This is a genomic window from Pseudomonas hormoni (assembly GCF_018502625.1).
GTDB lineage: Bacteria > Pseudomonadota > Gammaproteobacteria > Pseudomonadales > Pseudomonadaceae > Aquipseudomonas > Aquipseudomonas hormoni.
Genome location: NZ_CP075566.1, coordinates 4,820,252 through 4,836,805 on the forward strand (window position 1 = coordinate 4,820,252; position 16,554 = coordinate 4,836,805).

Sequence of the window (16,554 nt, forward strand, 5' to 3'; positions counted from 1 at the left end):
GCTACCGCATTCCAGGGAGGGAGATTTCATGCGCCAACAAGGTTTCAGTCTGGTTGAACTGCTTATGGGACTGATGATTGTCGGGATTGTTCTGCATTTGGTCAGTCCGGCGTTCGCAGCGCTCACAGAATCGAACCATCGCGAGGAGGCGGCGAAGTCGCTTGTCAGTGGCATACGCAGCGCCAGAAGCGAGGCAATCACGCGAAACCAGACCGTCGTCATTCACGGGATAAACGACGATTGGGGTCAAGGTTGGCGGATGATTCTGGATTTAAATGGCAAGGGGCATGAGGACAGCAGCAATCCGCTGCTGGTCGAGCGCCGAAGTGGCACTCGGGTGCCGATTTTCGGCAATCACTACATCAGCACTTCTGTTCGATTCAGCCATCTCGGCGAACCGCTGCACGGTGGCTTCCAAGCGGGGACAATACACGTTTGCGCAAAACGCGAGCCGGTGAGTCAGCACCAGGTGGTGCTGGCCCCCAGCGGTCGCGTCAGCCTGCGCAGCGATAAGACTGCACAGGCATTGTGCGAGAAAGGAAAAAAATCAAAGCAGCGAACGGACGCGTAACTCTTTAGGCATGGAGAAGGTGATGTTCTCCTCGCGACCAGCCAGCTCATCGGCACCGGTAGCGCCCCAGGCCTGCAGTTGCTGAATCACGCCACGCACCAGCACTTCTGGCGCGGAGGCGCCTGCGGTGATGCCGATACGCTCGACACCGTCGAACCAGCTTTTTTGCAGGTCTTCGGCGCCGTCGATCAAGTAGGCTGGGGTGGCCATGCGCTCGGCCAGCTCACGCAGGCGATTGGAGTTGGAGCTGTTCGGGCTGCCGACCACCAACACCACGTCGCATTCGTCAGCCAGTTGCTTGACTGCATCCTGACGGTTTTGCGTCGCGTAGCAGATGTCGTCCTTGCGCGGACCACCGATTGCCGGGAAGCGTGTACGCAGGGCGTCGATGACGCGGCTGGTATCGTCCATGGACAGGGTAGTCTGGGTGACGAACGCCAGTTTTTCAGGATTATGTACCTGCAACGCGGCAACGTCTTTTTCGTCCTCGACCAGATAGATCGCGCCACCATTGCTGCCATCGTACTGGCCCATGGTGCCTTCGACTTCCGGGTGACCGGCGTGGCCGATCAGGATGCATTCACGACCGTCGCGGCTGTAACGCGCGACTTCGATGTGCACCTTGGTCACCAGCGGACACGTTGCGTCGAACACCTTGAGGCCACGGCCGGCGGCTTCGGTGCGCACAGCCTGGGAAACGCCGTGGGCACTGAAGATCACGATCACGTCGTCGGGCACCTGATCCAGCTCCTCAACGAAGATCGCGCCGCGAGCGCGCAGGTCTTCGACGACGAATTTGTTGTGCACCACTTCGTGGCGAACATAGATCGGCGGCCCGAAGACTTCCAGGGCGCGGTTGACGATTTCGATCGCCCGGTCCACACCGGCGCAGAAGCCACGGGGGTTGGCGAGTTTGATTTGCATGCTGTGCCTCGTGTCTTGCGCGCAAGAAGTTAGAACATTACATCCTGTAGGAGCAGAGCTTGCTCGCGAAAGCGGTGTGTCAGTCGACATTGGTGTTGAATGTGATGACGCCTTCGCGAGCAAGCTCTGCTCCTACATTTGACCGCATCCGGTCAGTTACAGCGATTTGACGCTGATGATCTCGACGTCAAAGGTCAATGTCTTGCCGGCCAGCGGATGATTGAAGTCGATAGTCACTTGCTCGTCATCGAACTCTTTCACCACGCCAGGCAGCTCAGTATTGGCCGCATCGTTGAAGATCACCAGCAAACCCGGTGACAGTTCCATGTCCTTGAACTGCGAGCGCGGGATGATCTGCACGTTTTGCGGGTTTGGCTGGCCGAAAGCGTTTTCCGGCTGAATCGTCAGCGTACGCTTGTCGCCTGCCTTGAAGCCGAACAGGGCCGCTTCGAAACCTGGCAACAGGTTGCCGTCGCCGACCTGGAAGGTCGCCGGGGCTTTGTCGAAGGTGCTGTCGACGGTGTCGCCGTTCTCCAGGCGCAGTGCAAAGTGCAAGGTGACTTCCGTGTTCTGGCGGATGCGTTGCTCAGCCAATACCTGTTCAGTCATGAACGGCTTCTCCGGTCTTTTTACTTTTGAACATGTCCAGTGCCAGCATCACGGCACCGACAGTAATTGCACTGTCGGCAAAGTTGAACGCCGGGAAATACCAGCGGTTCTGCCAATGCACCAGAATGAAATCGATCACATGGCCCAGGGCAATGCGGTCATACAGATTGCCCAGCGCGCCACCGAGCACCAGGGCCAGCGCAATGGCCAGCCAGGTTTCGTTGCGCCCCAGACGCTTGAGCCATACCACCAGCACCGCACTGACCACCACCGCGATCAAGGCAAACAGCCAGCGCTGCCAGCCCGAGCTGTCGGCCAGGAAGCTGAACGCCGCGCCGGTGTTGTAGGCCAGGGTCCAGCTGAAGTAATCGGGGATCACCACGATCTGCTGGTACATCTTCAGCGAGCCTTCAAAGTAGAACTTGCTGGCCTGGTCGATGACCAGGACCAGCAAACTCAACCAGAGCCAGCCCAGCCGTCCGAAACGGCCAATGGCATTAGGCATAGTGACGAACCTCGCCAGTGCCGCTGATGTTGTCGACGCAACGGCCGCAGATTTCCGGATGCTCCGGGTTCACGCCGACGTCTTCACGGCAGTGCCAGCAACGGGCGCACTTGGCGAAGGCCGACTTGACGATTTTCAGCTTCAGGCCGCTGACTTCGGTGACTACCGCGTCCGCTGGCGCCTGAACAAAAGGCGCAACGCTGGCGGTCGAGGTGATCAGTACGAAACGCAGTTCGTTGCTCAGCTGGGCCAGGTCGGCGCTCAGCGCGTCTTCGGCGAACAGCGTCACTTCGGCTTGCAGGTTGCCACCGACGGCCTTTGCCGCGCGCTGGATTTCCATTTCCTTGTTGACCGCGACCTTCACCGCCATGATCCGCTCCCAGTAGGCGCGGCCCAGTTCGACGTTGTCCGGCAGTTCGGTCAGGCCTTCGTACCAGGTGTTGAGCATCACCGATTCGTTACGCTCGCCCGGCAGGTATTCCCACAGTTCGTCGGCGGTGAACGCGAGGATCGGCGCGATCCAGCGCACCAGCGCTTCGGAGATGTGGTACAGCGCGGTTTGCGCCGAACGACGGGCCTTGCTGTTGGCGCCAGTGGTGTACTGACGGTCCTTGATGATGTCGAGGTAGAAACCACCCAGCTCCTGCACGCAGAAGTTGTGGATCTTGGAGTAGACGTTCCAGAAGCGGTATTCGCCGTAGTGCTCTTGCAGCTCGCGTTGCAGCAGCAACGTGCGGTCCACGGCCCAACGGTCCAGCGCGAGCATTTCTTCGGCCGGCAGGATGTCGGTGGCCGGGTTGAAACCGGTCAGGTTGGAGAGCAGGAAGCGCGCGGTGTTACGGATCCGCCGGTAGGCGTCCGCACTGCGTTGCAGGATCTGGTCGGACACCGCAATCTCGCCCGAGTAATCGGTAGAAGCGACCCACAAGCGCATGATGTCGGCGCCCAGAGTGTCGTTTACCGACTTCGGCTCGACCACATTCTTCAGCGACTTGGACATCTTGCGACCGGACTCGTCGACGGTGAAGCCGTGGGTCAGCAGTTCGCGGTATGGCGCGTGGTTGTCGATGGCGCAACCGGTCAGCAGCGACGAATGGAACCAGCCTCGGTGTTGGTCCGAGCCTTCCAGGTACAGGTCGGCGCGAGGACCGGTTTCGTGGCCCATCGGGTGCGAACCGCGCAGGACGTGCCAGTGCGTGGTGCCCGAATCGAACCAGACGTCCAGGGTGTCGCTGATCTTGTCGTACTGCGGAGCTTCGTCACCGAGCAACTCGGCAGCGTCCATCTTGAACCAGGCTTCGATGCCTTCGACTTCGACGCGCTTGGCGACTTCTTCCATCAGCTCGGCAGTGCGTGGGTGCAGTTCGCCGCTTTCCTTGTTCAGGAAGAACGGAATCGGTACGCCCCAGTTGCGCTGACGCGAGATGCACCAGTCCGGACGGTTGGCAATCATCGAGTGCAGGCGCGCCTGGCCCCAGGCCGGAACGAACTGAGTCTCTTCGATGGCTTTCAGAGCGCGCTTGCGCAGGGTGTCGCCGCTGACAGGCTCTTTGTCCATGCCGATGAACCACTGCGCGGTGGCGCGGTAGATCAGCGGGGTCTTGTGACGCCAGCAGTGCATGTAGCTGTGTTCGATGATAGTGGTGTGCAGCAGCGCACCGACTTCGGTCAGCTTGTCGACGATCGCCGGGTTGGCCTTCCAGATGAACTGGCCGCCGAAGAACTCCAGCGAAGTCGCGTAAACGCCGTTGCTTTGCACTGGATTGAGGATGTCGTCGTTGACCATGCCGTATTTCTTGCAGGTCACGAAGTCGTCCACGCCGTAGGCCGGTGCGGAGTGAACCACGCCGGTGCCAGCGCCCAGTTCCACGTACTCGGCCAGGTAAACCGGCGACAGACGATCGTAGAACGGGTGACGGAAGTTGATCAGTTCCAGTTCTTTACCGGTGGTGGTCGCGATGACCGAACCTTCCAGGCTGTAACGCGCCAGGCACGACTCGACCAGCTCTTCAGCCAGGACCAGCAGTTTGTCGCCGACGTCGACCAGGGCGTAGTTGAATTCCGGGTGAACGTTCAGCGCCTGGTTGGCCGGGATGGTCCACGGGGTGGTGGTCCAGATCACGATCGAAGCCGGTTTGCCCAGCGACGGCAGACCGAAAGCGGCAGCCAGTCTGGCTTCGTCGGCAATCGGGAAGGCCACGTCGATGGTCGAGGATTTTTTGTTCTCGTACTCGACTTCCGCTTCAGCCAGGGCCGAACCGCAGTCAAAGCACCAGTTCACGGGCTTGAGGCCCTTGAACACGAAACCGCCTTTGACGATTTCAGCGAGGGCGCGGATTTCGCCGGCCTCGTTCTTGAAGTCCATGGTCTTGTACGGGTTGGCGAAGTCGCCCAACACGCCCAAGCGAATGAATTCGGATTTCTGACCTTCGATCTGCTCGGTGGCGTAGGCCCGGCACAGTTCGCGGGTCTTGTCCGCGCCCAGGTTCTTGCCGTGGGTCACTTCGACTTTGTGCTCGATCGGCAGACCGTGGCAGTCCCAGCCCGGAACATAAGGCGCGTCGAAACCCGACAGGGTCTTCGAGCGGATGATCATGTCCTTGAGGATCTTGTTCAGCGCATGACCGATGTGAATCGTGCCGTTGGCGTACGGAGGACCGTCATGAAGTACGAACTTCGGACGATCCTTGCCAATTTCGCGCAACTTACCGTACAGGCCAATGCTGTCCCAGCGCTGCAGAATCTGCGGTTCGCGCTGAGGCAGGCCGGCCTTCATTGGGAAGGCGGTGTCCGGAAGGTTTAGCGTGGCTTTATAGTCGGTCATTTATGGCTCTTCATTAGCGATTGGCGCTAGGTGCGACAGGGCACGGGCGGCGGCGACATCCGCATTGATCGCCGTCTTAAGCGCCTCCAGAGAGGCGAAACGCTGCTCTTCACGCAGCTTGTGGTGGAAAACCACCGTCAAACGCCGGTCATACAGATCGCCGGCAAAATCTAAAAGATGTACTTCGAGGTGGGCCTTGCCATCCCCTTGGACCGTTGGCCGTACGCCGATATTGGCGACGCCTGGCCAGGTCTTGCCGTCGATGTCGACGTTGACCAGGTAAACCCCGGACAACGGCACGCGACGACGCTTGAGCTGGATGTTGGCGGTCGGCGTCCCGAGTTGGCGCGCCAGCTTCTGGCCATGCAGCACCCGCCCGCTAATCTGGAACGGCCGCCCAAGCAGGCGTTCGGCCAAGACAAAGTCGGCAGCGGCCAATGCATTACGCACTTGGGTGCTGCTGACGCGGATACCGTCCAGCTCGACGGTTTGCGCCGCTTCGACGGTAAAGCCCTGGAGGACGCCGGCCTGTTGCAGAAAATCGAAATCCCCTACCCGGTCGCAACCGAAGCGGAAATCGTCACCGACCTCCAGATGCTGCACGCCCAGTCCGTCCACCAGAATCGTATCGACGAATTCCGCGGCGCTGAGTTTGCTCAGACGCTGGTTGAACGCCAGGCACAGGACCCGGTCCACGCCTTCGTCGGCCAGCAGCTGCAGTTTGTCCCGCAGCCGGGCCAGACGGGCCGGCGCCGTGTCGGGGGCAAAGAATTCCCGCGGCTGTGGCTCGAAAATCACCACGCAGCTGGGCACGCCCAACTCGAGCGCACGCTCACGCAGCCTCGCCAGGATAGCCTGGTGACCACGGTGAACACCGTCAAAGTTGCCAATAGTGGCGACACAGCCCCGATGCTGGGGGCGCAGGTTGTGGAGGCCTCGAACCAGCTGCATAACGCGCTTCTTGCTCATAAAGTGGTCGATTATAACCACACCCGGCGGCCGACGACAGGCAACACCGTAACCCAAAGTGATCGAGCCGACAAAACCGCCGGCTCGCCCGTGTTTATCGAGGCAAAAGCCTCAGCTCAGCGCGTTGCGATTGAAGTCGCGCAAACGGAAGCCCATCAGCAGCAACATACCGAAATACGTGACCACACCAGCAGCCACCAGCGCGCCCAGACGCAGGAAACGCTCCAGCATATGCCCCTGATCCCAGACTGGCATAAAGCGCATCCCGACCAGCAACACCGCTGACATCACCAGCACCGCGATCACCAGCTTGGCGCCGAACTTCGCCCAGCCCGGCTGCGGCTGATACATCTGCTGCTTGCGCAGCTGATAGAACAGCAGCCCGGCGTTGAGGCAGGCACCCGCGCTGATCGCCAGCGCCAGCCCGGCATGAGCCAGCGGACCGATCAGCACCAGGTTGAACAATTGCGTGACGATCAACGTGAAAATCGCGATTTTTACCGGTGTGCGGATGTTTTGTTGCGCATAAAAGCCCGGCGCCAGCACTTTGATCACGATAATCCCGAGCAACCCGACCGAATAGGCGATCAGCGCCCGTTGAGTCATGGCCGCGTCGAAGGCGCTGAACTGACCGTACTGGAACAACGAAACCGTCAGCGGCTCGGCCAGAATCCCCAGCGCCAGCGAGCACGGCAACACCAGCACGAAACACAGTCGCAGGCCCCAATCGAGAATCCGTGAATACTCGGCGCGATCCTTGCTGGCGTAGGTCTTGGCCAGGGTCGGCAGCAGAATCGTGCCCAACGCCACGCCCAGCACCCCGGACGGCAATTCCATCAAACGATCGGCGTAATACATCCACGACACGGAACCGGCAACCAGGAACGACGCAAAAATGGTGTTGATGATCAGCGAAATCTGGCTCACCGAAACGCCGAGAATCGCCGGCAGCATTTGTTTCATGACCCGCCACACCCCACTGTCGCGCAGGTTCAGGCGTGGCAGCACCAGCATGCCGATTTTTTTCAGGTGCGGCAGCTGATAAAGCAATTGCGCCAGACCGCCAGCCAGCACTGCCCAGCCCAGGGCCATGACCGGCGGATCGAAGTACGGCGTCAGGAACACCGCAAAGATGATCATGCTGACGTTGAGCAAGGTCGGCACGAAGGCCGGCACCGAGAAGCGGTTATAGGTGTTGAGGATCGCCCCGGCCAGTGAAGACAGGGAGATGAGCAATATATAAGGAAAGGTCACCCGCAACAGGCTGGACGTCAGCTCGAATTTTTCCGGGGTGTTGGTGAAGCCTGGCGCCGTCGCCCAGATCACCCAAGGCGCCGCGAGCATGCCCAATGCGGTGACCAGCGCCAGCACCAGTGTCAGCAGGCCGGAGACGTAGGCAATAAAAGTGCGTGTCGCCTCCTCGCCCTTCTGGCTTTTATACTCGGCAAGAATCGGCACGAAGGCCTGGGAAAAAGCCCCTTCTGCGAAGATCCGGCGCAGCAGATTGGGCAGTTTGAAGGCGATGAAGAAGGCGTCGGTCGCCATCCCCGCGCCAAATGTGCGCGCAATGAGGGTGTCACGGACGAACCCCAGAATCCGGGAAAGCATCGTGATAGAGCTGACGGCGGCCAACGATTTGAGCAGATTCATTGAAAGAGTTTGTGCCTGTCGATAAACAGCAGGCGAACAACGCGCCCACTTATGCGATACTCCGCGCCGCAGCAGCACAGAGCCAAAGCTCGCGAGTTTACAGGTCAAGCGCCGGAAATAAATATCCCGCCTCTTTATACCTACCACTTAGCGGAACGTCTCAACCGCCCTTGACAAGACATCAACTCATCGGCATGATTCGCGGCCTATTTTGTTTGCTATTTCCTAAAAAGTCTTTCGAGGAGCTCGACGGTGGCCAACACACCTTCCGCCAAAAAACGTGCAAAACAGGCTGAGAAGCGTCGCAGCCACAACGCCAGCCTGCGTTCCATGGTTCGTACCTACATCAAGAATGTAGTTAAAGCCATCGACGCAAAAGACGCTGAAAAAGCTCAAGCTGCTTACGTTCTGGCCGTGCCAGTTATCGACCGTATGGCCGATAAAGGCATCATCCACAAGAACAAGGCTGCTCGTCATAAGAGCCGCCTGAACGGTCACGTCAAGGCTCTGAACCTTGCTGTTGCCGCATAAGCGATAAGCTTGTTGAAAAACCGACCCCAGGGTCGGTTTTTTATTGCCTGCGATTTAGTGAAAACACCGCAAAAAAAAATATGGGAAGAGCCGGGCGACGTTCGTCTGCTCGCGATGAGTGACTAACATTCAACATCTCTGTTGGCTGACAGTCCGCTATTCGCGAGCAGGCTCGCTCCCACATTGGGATCGTCGTTAGGTTATTGAGCGTGCGTCCACGGCAAAATCGGAATCGCCGTCACCGCATTCTGCGGACTGCCTTCAATCAAACGATCGCTATAGACCAGATACACCAGCGTATTGCGCCTCTTGTCGAGGAAGCGCACCACCTGCATGGTCTTGAACACCAGCGATGTACGCTCCTTGAACACTTCCTCGCCATCCTTCAACTCGCCTTTGAAGTTGATCGGCCCCACCTGACGACAAGCGATGGACGCTTCAGCGCGATCCTCAGCCAAACCCAGGCCACCCTTCACACCCCCGGTCTTGGCCCGGGACAGGTAACAGGTCACGCCCTCGACCTTCGGATCATCAAATGCTTCGACCACGATACGGTCATTCGGGCCGACGAACTTGAACACCGTCGATACCTGGCCAATTTCCTCGGCCGAGGCCAGCAGCGGCATTGCCAACAGCAGACCCAACAATCCTTTTGCCACACGCATTCAGGTATTCCTTCAGACCAGGATCAGGTTATCGCGGTGAACCAGTTCCGGCTCCGCCATGTAACCCAACAGACCGACAATCGCTTCAGACGACTGACCGATGATTTTTTGCGCCTCAAGTGCGCTGTAGTTGGCCAGGCCGCGGGCAATTTCTCGACCGTCCGGCGCCACGCACACCACCATTTCACCGCGACGGAAGCTGCCCTGAACCAGCTTGACGCCAACAGGCAGCAAACTTTTATTGTCTTGGGACAACGCCGTCACTGCCCCCGCATCCAGCACCAGCGTGCCACGGGTTTGCAGATGCCCGGCCAGCCACTGCTTGCGCGCCGCCAGCATGCCGCGCTCAGGCGATAGCAAGGTGCCAATGCGCTCGCCCGCCTTCAGGCGATCCAGCACCCGCTCAATGCGTCCACCCACGATGATGGTGTGCGCACCGGAACGCGCCGCCAGCCGCGCAGCGCGCAACTTGGTCTGCATGCCACCACGCCCCAAAGCTCCGCCCGTACCGCCCGCCACCGCATCCAGCGCCGGATCATCGGCGCGCGCTTCGTAAATCAGCTGGGCGCCAGGGTTATTGCGCGGATCGGCGTCGAACATGCCATCACGATCCGTGAGGATCACCAGCAAGTCAGCCTCGACCAGGTTGGCCACCAGCGCCGCCAGCGTATCGTTGTCGCCGAAACGGATTTCATCCGTCACCACAGTGTCGTTTTCGTTGATCACCGGGATCACTTTCAACTCGACCAAGGCACGCAAGGTGCTGCGGGCGTTCAGGTAGCGCTTGCGGTCGGACAGGTCGTCGTGCGTCAGGAGAATCTGCGCGGTGTGCCGACCATACTCGGCAAAGCTTGATTCCCAGGCTTGCACCAGGCCCATCTGGCCGATGGCGGCAGCCGCCTGCAGCTCGTGCATCGCACTGGGTCGTACGGTCCAGCCCAGACGGCTCATGCCCGCTGCCACTGCCCCGGAGGACACCAGCACCAGTTCGACGCCCGCTTCATGCAAGGCCACCATCTGTTCGACCCAGACACCCATTGCCGCGCGATCCAGGCCCTTGCCGTCCGCCGTCAGCAAAGCGCTGCCGATTTTCACGACCCAACGCTGCGCACCTGTCACCTTGCTCCGCATCATCTTCAACCTTAGCTTGAGGACAGCGCGACCTGGCACTGCCCGTGACGTTAATCGTGGCTATTACTGACCAACGATCGATTTCCAGATACCAAAACGCCGCTCGATTGAGCGGCGCTTAAGTTTACTGCAACGAATCAGTCGCGCACGTAAATGATTTCCGGACCATCCTCATCATCCACGTCTTCTTCGTCCCAATCATCGTCGCCGATGTCATGGACCGACTTCACGCCGCTGCGACGCAGGGCACGCTGGTCGTCCAGAGCCTGCAGCTGAGCACGGGCTTCGTCTTCGATGCGCTGATCGAGCTCGGCCAGCTCTTCCTTGTAAACAGGGTCGTTCGCCAGGCGATCGGCACGATCTTCCATGTAACGCATGATGTCGTGGCACAGACGTTCGGTGCCCAGTTTGGAGATCGCGGAGATCACGTAAACCGGACCGGTCCACTCCAGGCGATCAACGATTTCCTTGACGCGAGCGTCGTGCTCTTCTTCGAGGATCTGGTCGCACTTGTTCAGCACCAGCCAACGATCACGCTCAGCCAGGGACGGACTGAACTTGGTCAGTTCGCTGACGATCACTTCAGCAGCATCCGGGGCACTGGTGTCGTCGAGCGGCGCCATGTCCACGAGGTGCAACAGCAAACGGGTACGCGACAAGTGCTTGAGGAAGCGAATCCCCAGGCCTGCGCCATCGGAAGCGCCTTCGATCAGACCCGGGATGTCCGCGACCACGAAGCTCTTCCAGCGATCGACGCTGACCACGCCCAGGTTCGGCACCAGCGTGGTGAACGGGTAGTCGGCGACTTTCGGCTTGGCGGCCGATACCGAACGAATGAAGGTACTTTTGCCCGCATTCGGCAAGCCCAGCAGACCGACGTCCGCCAACACCTTCATTTCCAGCTTCAGATCACGCGCCTCACCCGGCTTACCCGGAGTGGTCTGACGCGGAGCGCGGTTGGTACTGGATTTGAAACGTGTGTTGCCCAGACCGTGCCAGCCGCCGTGAGCCACCAGCAGTTTCTGGCCAGCCTTGGTCAGGTCGCCGATCACTTCCTGGGTGGCAGCGTCGATGACAGTCGTGCCGACCGGAACACGCAGCACCAGCTCTTCACCTTTCTTGCCGGTGCAGTCGGTGCTGCCGCCGTTGGAACCGCGCTCGGCATCGAAGTGCCGGGTGTAACGGTAGTCCACCAGGGTGTTGAGGTTTTCGTCGGCGATCATGTAGACCGAGCCGCCATCACCACCATCACCGCCGTTCGGACCACCGTTTTCGATGAACTTCTCGCGACGGAAGCTCATGCAACCGTTGCCGCCGTCACCGGCCTTTACTCGAATCGATACTTCATCAACAAACTTCATAACAAAACGCCTCTCGCCATACGGACGAGCCGAAAAAATCCAGACATAAGACTCTTGCAAAAATGAGCGCAGCGACCTCAATCAACGACCGCAAATCCAGCGCTGGAGCCCATTACAAACAGCTTTGCAAGAGACTCACCCCACAAACGAAAAAGCCCCGTCGCGAGACAGGGCTTTTCCAGCATCTACGTAATTATGCCGCGACGACTTCAGTCTTCGGGACAATGCTCACGTAACGGCGATTGAAAGCGCCTTTTACTTCGAACTTGATCACGCCGTCGATTTTAGCGAACAGAGTGTGATCTTTACCCATGCCAACACCGTAACCGGCGTGGAATTGGGTGCCGCGCTGACGCACGATGATGTTGCCCGGAATGATAACCTGGCCGCCATACATCTTCACGCCAAGGCGTTTGGCTTCTGAGTCGCGACCGTTACGGGTACTACCACCAGCTTTTTTGTGTGCCATGAGTCAATTCTCCTAGTGAGGAATTAGGCTGAAATTAAGCCTGAATACCGGTGATTTTGATCTCGGTGTACCACTGGCGGTGGCCCATACGCTTCATGTGGTGCTTACGACGACGGAACTTGATGATGCGGACTTTATCGTGACGACCTTGGGAGATCACTTCAGCCACAACGGTAGCGCCGGCAACAACTGGAGCGCCGATGTTCACGTCATCGCCATTGGCGACCAACAGAACGCGATCAAAAGTAACGGATTCGCCAGTAGCGATTTCCAGTTTTTCGATCTTCAGGTATTCACCTGGGGCGACCTTGTATTGCTTGCCACCAGTAACAATTACTGCGTACGACATGGTATTTCTCCGATAATCCTGCTCACCCAGCTCTTTATAAGAAGAGGTATTGGCTGGCATGGCTGCATAGGGCTGGAAGGCCTGTTTGCAATTGCGTAAGGCAGGTGCTGCCCAGGAAGTTCAGGGTGCGCGATTGTACGCAAGCTGCCGGGGCGATGCAAGAGGCCGTCCATCGCGCCTTGACACCCGCCGACGTGGGTCCTAGCATGCCGCGCAACCCTTCTGGAGCAACTGTCGCTGATGCAACCCCAAGCTTTCTACCGCGCGGTGGCGGACGATTTTAGCGCCGTCGACGGCATCATCAAGAAGCAGCTGACTTCCCGAGTGCCGCTGGTATCGAAAATCGGCGACTACATCACCTCGGCTGGCGGTAAACGCCTGCGTCCTTTATTGGTGCTGCTGTGTGGCAAGGCCCTTGGCCGCGAAGGCGACGACCTGCGTCTGCTGGCCGCGACCATCGAGTTCCTGCACACCGCCACCCTGCTGCATGACGACGTGGTGGACATGTCCGGCATGCGCCGTGGCCGCTCGACCGCCAACGCCATGTGGGGCAACGCCCCTAGTGTGCTGGTGGGCGACTTCCTGTATTCGCGTTCCTTCGAAATGATGGTCGAACTGGGCTCCATGCCGGTAATGAAGATCCTTTCGCAGGCCACGCGCATTATCGCCGAAGGCGAAGTGTTGCAGCTGTCGAAGGTCCGCGACGCCAGCACCACCGAAGAAACCTACATGGAAGTCATCCGCGGCAAGACCGCGATGCTCTTCGAAGCTTCGACCCACAGTGCCGCAGCCCTCTGCGAAGCCACTCCGGAACAGGCCGAAGCCCTGCGCACCTTTGGTGACCATCTGGGGGTGGCCTTCCAACTGGTCGACGACCTGCTGGACTACAAGGGCGATGCGGAAACCCTGGGCAAGAACGTCGGTGACGACCTGGCCGAAGGCAAGCCGACCCTGCCACTGATCTACACCATGCGCGAAGGTACGCCGGAACAGGCGGCACTGGTGCGCAAGGCGATCCAGAAAGGTGGCATCGAGGACCTCGAAAGCATTCGCGAGGCCGTGGAAGCTTCCGGGTCCCTTGAGTACACCGCGCAACTGGCCCGCGACTATGTGGCCCGCGCGATCAAATGCCTCGACGCGCTGCCTGCCAGCGAATATCGCGATGCATTGGTGGAACTGAGCGAGTTTGCGGTAGCCCGCACGCACTGATCCACCCTTGTAGGAGCCGGCTTGCTGGCGATTGCATCACCTCGGTGTTCCTGACACACCGAGGTGTATACATCGCCAGCAAGCCGGCTCCTACAGGTCCGCAAACCTCTCCCGCCTAAAACCCTATACAATGTGCGCTTTTTAGCGATCCTGAATCCAAGGAGCCTTAGTGAGCACGTTGCCACCCTGCCCGAAATGCAATTCCGAATACACTTACGAAGATGGCGCTCAGCTGATCTGCCCCGAGTGCGCCCACGAATGGTCCGTCGGCGGCGAAGCTGAAGCAGCGCCCGATGACACCGTGAAAAAGGATTCGGTAGGCAACGTCCTGCAGGACGGCGACACCATCACCGTGATCAAGGACCTCAAGGTCAAAGGCACGTCGCTGGTGGTCAAGGTTGGCACCAAGGTCAAGAATATCCGCCTGTGCGATGGCGACCACGACATCGACTGCAAGATCGACGGCATCGGTCCGATGAAGCTCAAATCCGAGTTCGTCAGAAAAGTCTGAACCTGCCGTAATCCATCCCGCGCCCTGCGTGGGATGGTGCTTCCCCCTCCCCCGCTTCACCCAGCATTTCCTGGCAATAGCCAAACGCCAGCCGTTTTGACCTTACGCAATCTTTACCCGGAAAAAACCGGAAACCGCCAATAGGCCCTTGCTATTTGATGAATAAGAATTATTCTCATTGAAACCAATCAATGGAGATGAGACCCATGACTTATTTGATCGACGCCTGGCTGGACCGCCCACACCCTTACCTCAGGATCCTGCATCGGGAAACCGGGGAAGTCTGTGCGGTGCTTGAAGAAGAAGCCTTGAACGAGCTGCAGGATCAGGGTGATCTGGACGTCAACGGCCTGAGTTCCAGCGAGCCGGTGGTGCTCAAGGAACTGGTACGCAATCTGTTTCTGTTCTGCTATGCCCGGGCGTTGCGCCCAACAAGCGATCTGAACCATAAGATCGAAGTATGAGAAACACCACAAAACCCTGTAGGAGCGTAGCTTGCTCGCGAAGCAGGAGACTCGGTTCCGACTGAAACCGAGGTGATGCATTCGCGAGCAAGCTTCGCTCCTACAGGATCAAGGCTTACAGAACGTCCAGCAACTCGACGTCGAATACCAATACGCTGTGCGGCGGAATGCTGCCAACGCCTTGAGCGCCGTAAGCCAGTTCGCTCGGCACGTACAGGCGCCATTTGCTGCCGGCGTTCATCAGTTGCAGGGCTTCGGTCCAGCCAGCGATCACGCCGCCAACCGGGAATTCTGCTGGCTGACCACGATCGTAGGAGCTGTCGAACACAGTGCCGTCGATCAGAGTGCCGTGGTAGTGAGTACGTACGGTGTCTTCACGGGATGGCTTGGCGCCTTCGCCGGCAGTCAGCACTTCGAATTGCAGACCGGAAGCCAGGGTAGTGATGCCATCGCGCTTGGCGTTTTCAGCCAGGAACGTCAGGCCTTCGCCAGCAGCCGCTTCAGCTTTGGCAGCGGCTTCGGCCTGCATGATTTCGCGGATAACCTTGAAGCTCGCGGACATTTCTTCCTGACCTACACGGCTTGGCTTGCCGGCGAACGCGTCAGTCAGGCCTGCGAGGATTGCGTCCAGGCTAACGCCCGGCGGCGGGTTGTCGCGCAGTTGGTCGCCCAGCTGACGGCCAATACCGTAGCTGACGCGGGTTTCGTCGGTGGACAGATTTACTTCGGACATGACACTGCTCCGCTGTGCGGACGGCCCTGGAACTTGCCGTGCGTGCACAGCGCGTCCCGGAGCGCCCGGAACCAAAAGGGCCAGCAGACTAGCACAGATGTCGTTGCGCTGATGAGAGGCGTCAGTGTCGCCAGGCAGTACCGATGTTGATCGGCACCTTCAGACTTTCCTCTGCATTCGCAACCAGCCCGCACATTTCATCATGAACCGAAGTGTGCACAAGGTTGAACGGCAGAGTGGGAAAGGCATGAAGTACTTGACGCGCATGCTCGACCGAACGCAGGTGAACGGCCTGGCCATGGGCATCATTCAAGGGGTACGCAGAACCATGCATGCGCGCCTCCAACAGGTAGATCCCGCCTTCCATGGAGATCAGGTTCAGCTCATCGACTTTCCCTGCGATGGCATAAGCACGTAACTCATCGAAGTTCATGGAGCGCACCTCACACAGTGGCGAGACAACATCCTTTTAGGGATAGGCCTCAGCGCATCAAAGTACAAGCCATAAACGACACCGCCCGTCTGTTTCGCAACGGACGGGCGGCGTACAACTGCAAAAAAACAGTAATCAGTGTTTCGTCAGCTTATCCAGATACCCCATGGCAAAGGCCGATACCACGAAAGTCATGTGAATGATCACGTACCACTTCAAATGCTCTGGATCGACGTTCTTGGCGTCCATGAAGATCCGCAACAGATGGATCGACGAAATCGCCACGATGGAGGCCGCGACCTTCATCTTCAACGAAGACGAATCCATGGTGCCCAGCCAGTTGAGCTTTTCCTTGTTGTCGTCGATATCCAGTTCAGAGACGAAGTTCTCGTAACCGGAAATCATCACCATCACCAGCAAACCGCCCACCAGTGCCATGTCGATCAGCGACAGCAGCACCAGGATCAAGTCCGATTCAGCCATCGAGAACACGTTGGGAATGACGTGGAAGACTTCCTGGAAGAATTTCAGCGCCAATGCCAGCAGACCGAGGGACACGCCGAAGTAGATCGGCGCCAAAAGCCAGCGGGAGGCGTACATTGCATTTTCGATAAAGCGTTCCATTGAATCTCACACGTTTGGGCTG

At 58.8% G+C, this 16,554-nt stretch carries 19 protein-coding genes; 5 read left to right on the forward strand and 14 right to left on the reverse strand.

Annotated features, from left to right (window positions below; all coding sequences use genetic code 11):
• Window positions 1-28: 28 nt before the first annotated feature.
• Window positions 29-571 (forward strand): GspH/FimT family pseudopilin, encoded by a 543-nt coding sequence (locus KJF94_RS22440; RefSeq protein WP_214378883.1) that lies wholly within the window; start codon window positions 29-31, stop codon window positions 569-571.
• Here KJF94_RS22440 and ispH read toward each other — a convergent pair.
• From ispH to murJ, 6 genes are all read right to left on the reverse strand, one after another.
• A complete protein-coding gene (gene ispH / locus KJF94_RS22445) occupies window positions 548-1,495 on the reverse strand; it encodes a 4-hydroxy-3-methylbut-2-enyl diphosphate reductase (protein WP_214378885.1) in 948 nt (315 codons plus the stop codon). The two genes, KJF94_RS22440 and ispH, sit on opposite strands and share 24 nt — an antisense overlap.
• Before the next feature lie 156 nt (window positions 1,496-1,651).
• Window positions 1,652-2,089 carry an FKBP-type peptidyl-prolyl cis-trans isomerase gene (gene fkpB, locus KJF94_RS22450; protein ID WP_010467538.1) on the reverse strand — a complete coding sequence of 146 codons (438 nt, stop codon included), beginning with the start codon at window positions 2,087-2,089 and terminating at the stop codon, window positions 1,652-1,654.
• Between the two features lie 7 nt (window positions 2,090-2,096).
• The gene (gene lspA, locus KJF94_RS22455) at window positions 2,097-2,609 is read right to left on the reverse strand and encodes a signal peptidase II (RefSeq protein ID WP_017340852.1); all 513 of its coding nucleotides are present in this window, start codon (window positions 2,607-2,609) and stop codon (window positions 2,097-2,099) included.
• Window positions 2,602-5,433, reverse strand: coding sequence for an isoleucine--tRNA ligase (ileS, locus tag KJF94_RS22460; RefSeq protein WP_214378887.1), 2,832 nt, complete (start codon window positions 5,431-5,433; stop codon window positions 2,602-2,604). Before ileS ends, lspA begins: the two co-directional genes overlap by 8 nt.
• Complete coding sequence (gene ribF / locus KJF94_RS22465) at window positions 5,434-6,384, reverse strand: bifunctional riboflavin kinase/FAD synthetase (protein WP_214378888.1); 951 nt, start codon at window positions 6,382-6,384, stop codon at window positions 5,434-5,436. It lies immediately after the preceding gene.
• Between the two features lie 129 nt (window positions 6,385-6,513).
• Window positions 6,514-8,052, reverse strand: a complete 1,539-nt coding sequence (murJ, locus tag KJF94_RS22470) for a murein biosynthesis integral membrane protein MurJ (RefSeq protein WP_214378890.1) — start codon at window positions 8,050-8,052, stop codon at window positions 6,514-6,516.
• Window positions 8,053-8,304: 252 nt separating this feature from the next.
• On the opposite strand from murJ, the gene rpsT reads away from it, so the two are divergent.
• Entirely contained in the window at window positions 8,305-8,583 is a 279-nt protein-coding gene (gene rpsT / locus KJF94_RS22475) for a 30S ribosomal protein S20 (RefSeq protein WP_008154937.1), read from the forward strand.
• Window positions 8,584-8,783: 200 nt separating this feature from the next.
• Here the strand turns inward: rpsT and KJF94_RS22480 are convergent, their stop codons facing one another.
• The 5 genes from KJF94_RS22480 to rplU form a co-directional block, all read right to left on the reverse strand.
• Window positions 8,784-9,248 (reverse strand): CreA family protein, encoded by a 465-nt coding sequence (locus KJF94_RS22480; protein WP_214378892.1) that lies wholly within the window; start codon window positions 9,246-9,248, stop codon window positions 8,784-8,786.
• A gap of 12 nt (window positions 9,249-9,260) precedes the next feature.
• The gene (gene proB / locus KJF94_RS22485) at window positions 9,261-10,379 is read right to left on the reverse strand and encodes a glutamate 5-kinase (protein WP_214384940.1); all 1,119 of its coding nucleotides are present in this window, start codon (window positions 10,377-10,379) and stop codon (window positions 9,261-9,263) included.
• A 137-nt stretch (window positions 10,380-10,516) separates the two neighbouring features.
• On the reverse strand, window positions 10,517-11,740 hold the full coding sequence (cgtA, locus tag KJF94_RS22490; RefSeq protein ID WP_214378894.1) for an Obg family GTPase CgtA: 1,224 nt from the start codon (window positions 11,738-11,740) through the stop codon (window positions 10,517-10,519).
• A 193-nt stretch (window positions 11,741-11,933) separates the two neighbouring features.
• Window positions 11,934-12,209, reverse strand: coding sequence for a 50S ribosomal protein L27 (gene rpmA, locus KJF94_RS22495; RefSeq protein WP_003215862.1), 276 nt, complete (start codon window positions 12,207-12,209; stop codon window positions 11,934-11,936).
• A gap of 34 nt (window positions 12,210-12,243) precedes the next feature.
• On the reverse strand, window positions 12,244-12,558 hold the full coding sequence (gene rplU / locus KJF94_RS22500) for a 50S ribosomal protein L21 (protein ID WP_003176051.1): 315 nt from the start codon (window positions 12,556-12,558) through the stop codon (window positions 12,244-12,246).
• Between the two features lie 240 nt (window positions 12,559-12,798).
• On the opposite strand from rplU, the gene KJF94_RS22505 reads away from it, so the two are divergent.
• The 3 genes from KJF94_RS22505 (at window position 12,799) to KJF94_RS22515 (ending at window position 14,742) form a co-directional block, all read left to right on the forward strand.
• Window positions 12,799-13,767, forward strand: coding sequence for a polyprenyl synthetase family protein (locus KJF94_RS22505; RefSeq protein ID WP_017340860.1), 969 nt, complete (start codon window positions 12,799-12,801; stop codon window positions 13,765-13,767).
• Window positions 13,768-13,936: 169 nt separating this feature from the next.
• Entirely contained in the window at window positions 13,937-14,278 is a 342-nt protein-coding gene (locus KJF94_RS22510; RefSeq protein ID WP_214378896.1) for a zinc ribbon domain-containing protein YjdM, read from the forward strand.
• Window positions 14,279-14,484: 206 nt separating this feature from the next.
• Window positions 14,485-14,742: a PA4570 family protein gene (locus KJF94_RS22515; protein ID WP_084319505.1), complete on the forward strand. Its 258-nt coding sequence runs from the start codon at window positions 14,485-14,487 to the stop codon at window positions 14,740-14,742.
• Window positions 14,743-14,857: 115 nt separating this feature from the next.
• Here KJF94_RS22515 and bamJ read toward each other — a convergent pair whose 3' ends face one another.
• From bamJ to KJF94_RS22530, 3 genes are all read right to left on the reverse strand, one after another.
• Window positions 14,858-15,475: a BamJ family beta-barrel-assembly machinery protein gene (gene bamJ, locus KJF94_RS22520; RefSeq protein WP_214378898.1), complete on the reverse strand. Its 618-nt coding sequence runs from the start codon at window positions 15,473-15,475 to the stop codon at window positions 14,858-14,860.
• A gap of 121 nt (window positions 15,476-15,596) precedes the next feature.
• Entirely contained in the window at window positions 15,597-15,908 is a 312-nt protein-coding gene (locus KJF94_RS22525; protein WP_214378900.1) for a DUF6482 family protein, read from the reverse strand.
• A gap of 135 nt (window positions 15,909-16,043) precedes the next feature.
• Window positions 16,044-16,532 carry a TIGR00645 family protein gene (locus tag KJF94_RS22530; RefSeq protein WP_214378902.1) on the reverse strand — a complete coding sequence of 163 codons (489 nt, stop codon included), beginning with the start codon at window positions 16,530-16,532 and terminating at the stop codon, window positions 16,044-16,046.
• Window positions 16,533-16,554: the final 22 nt, after the last annotated feature.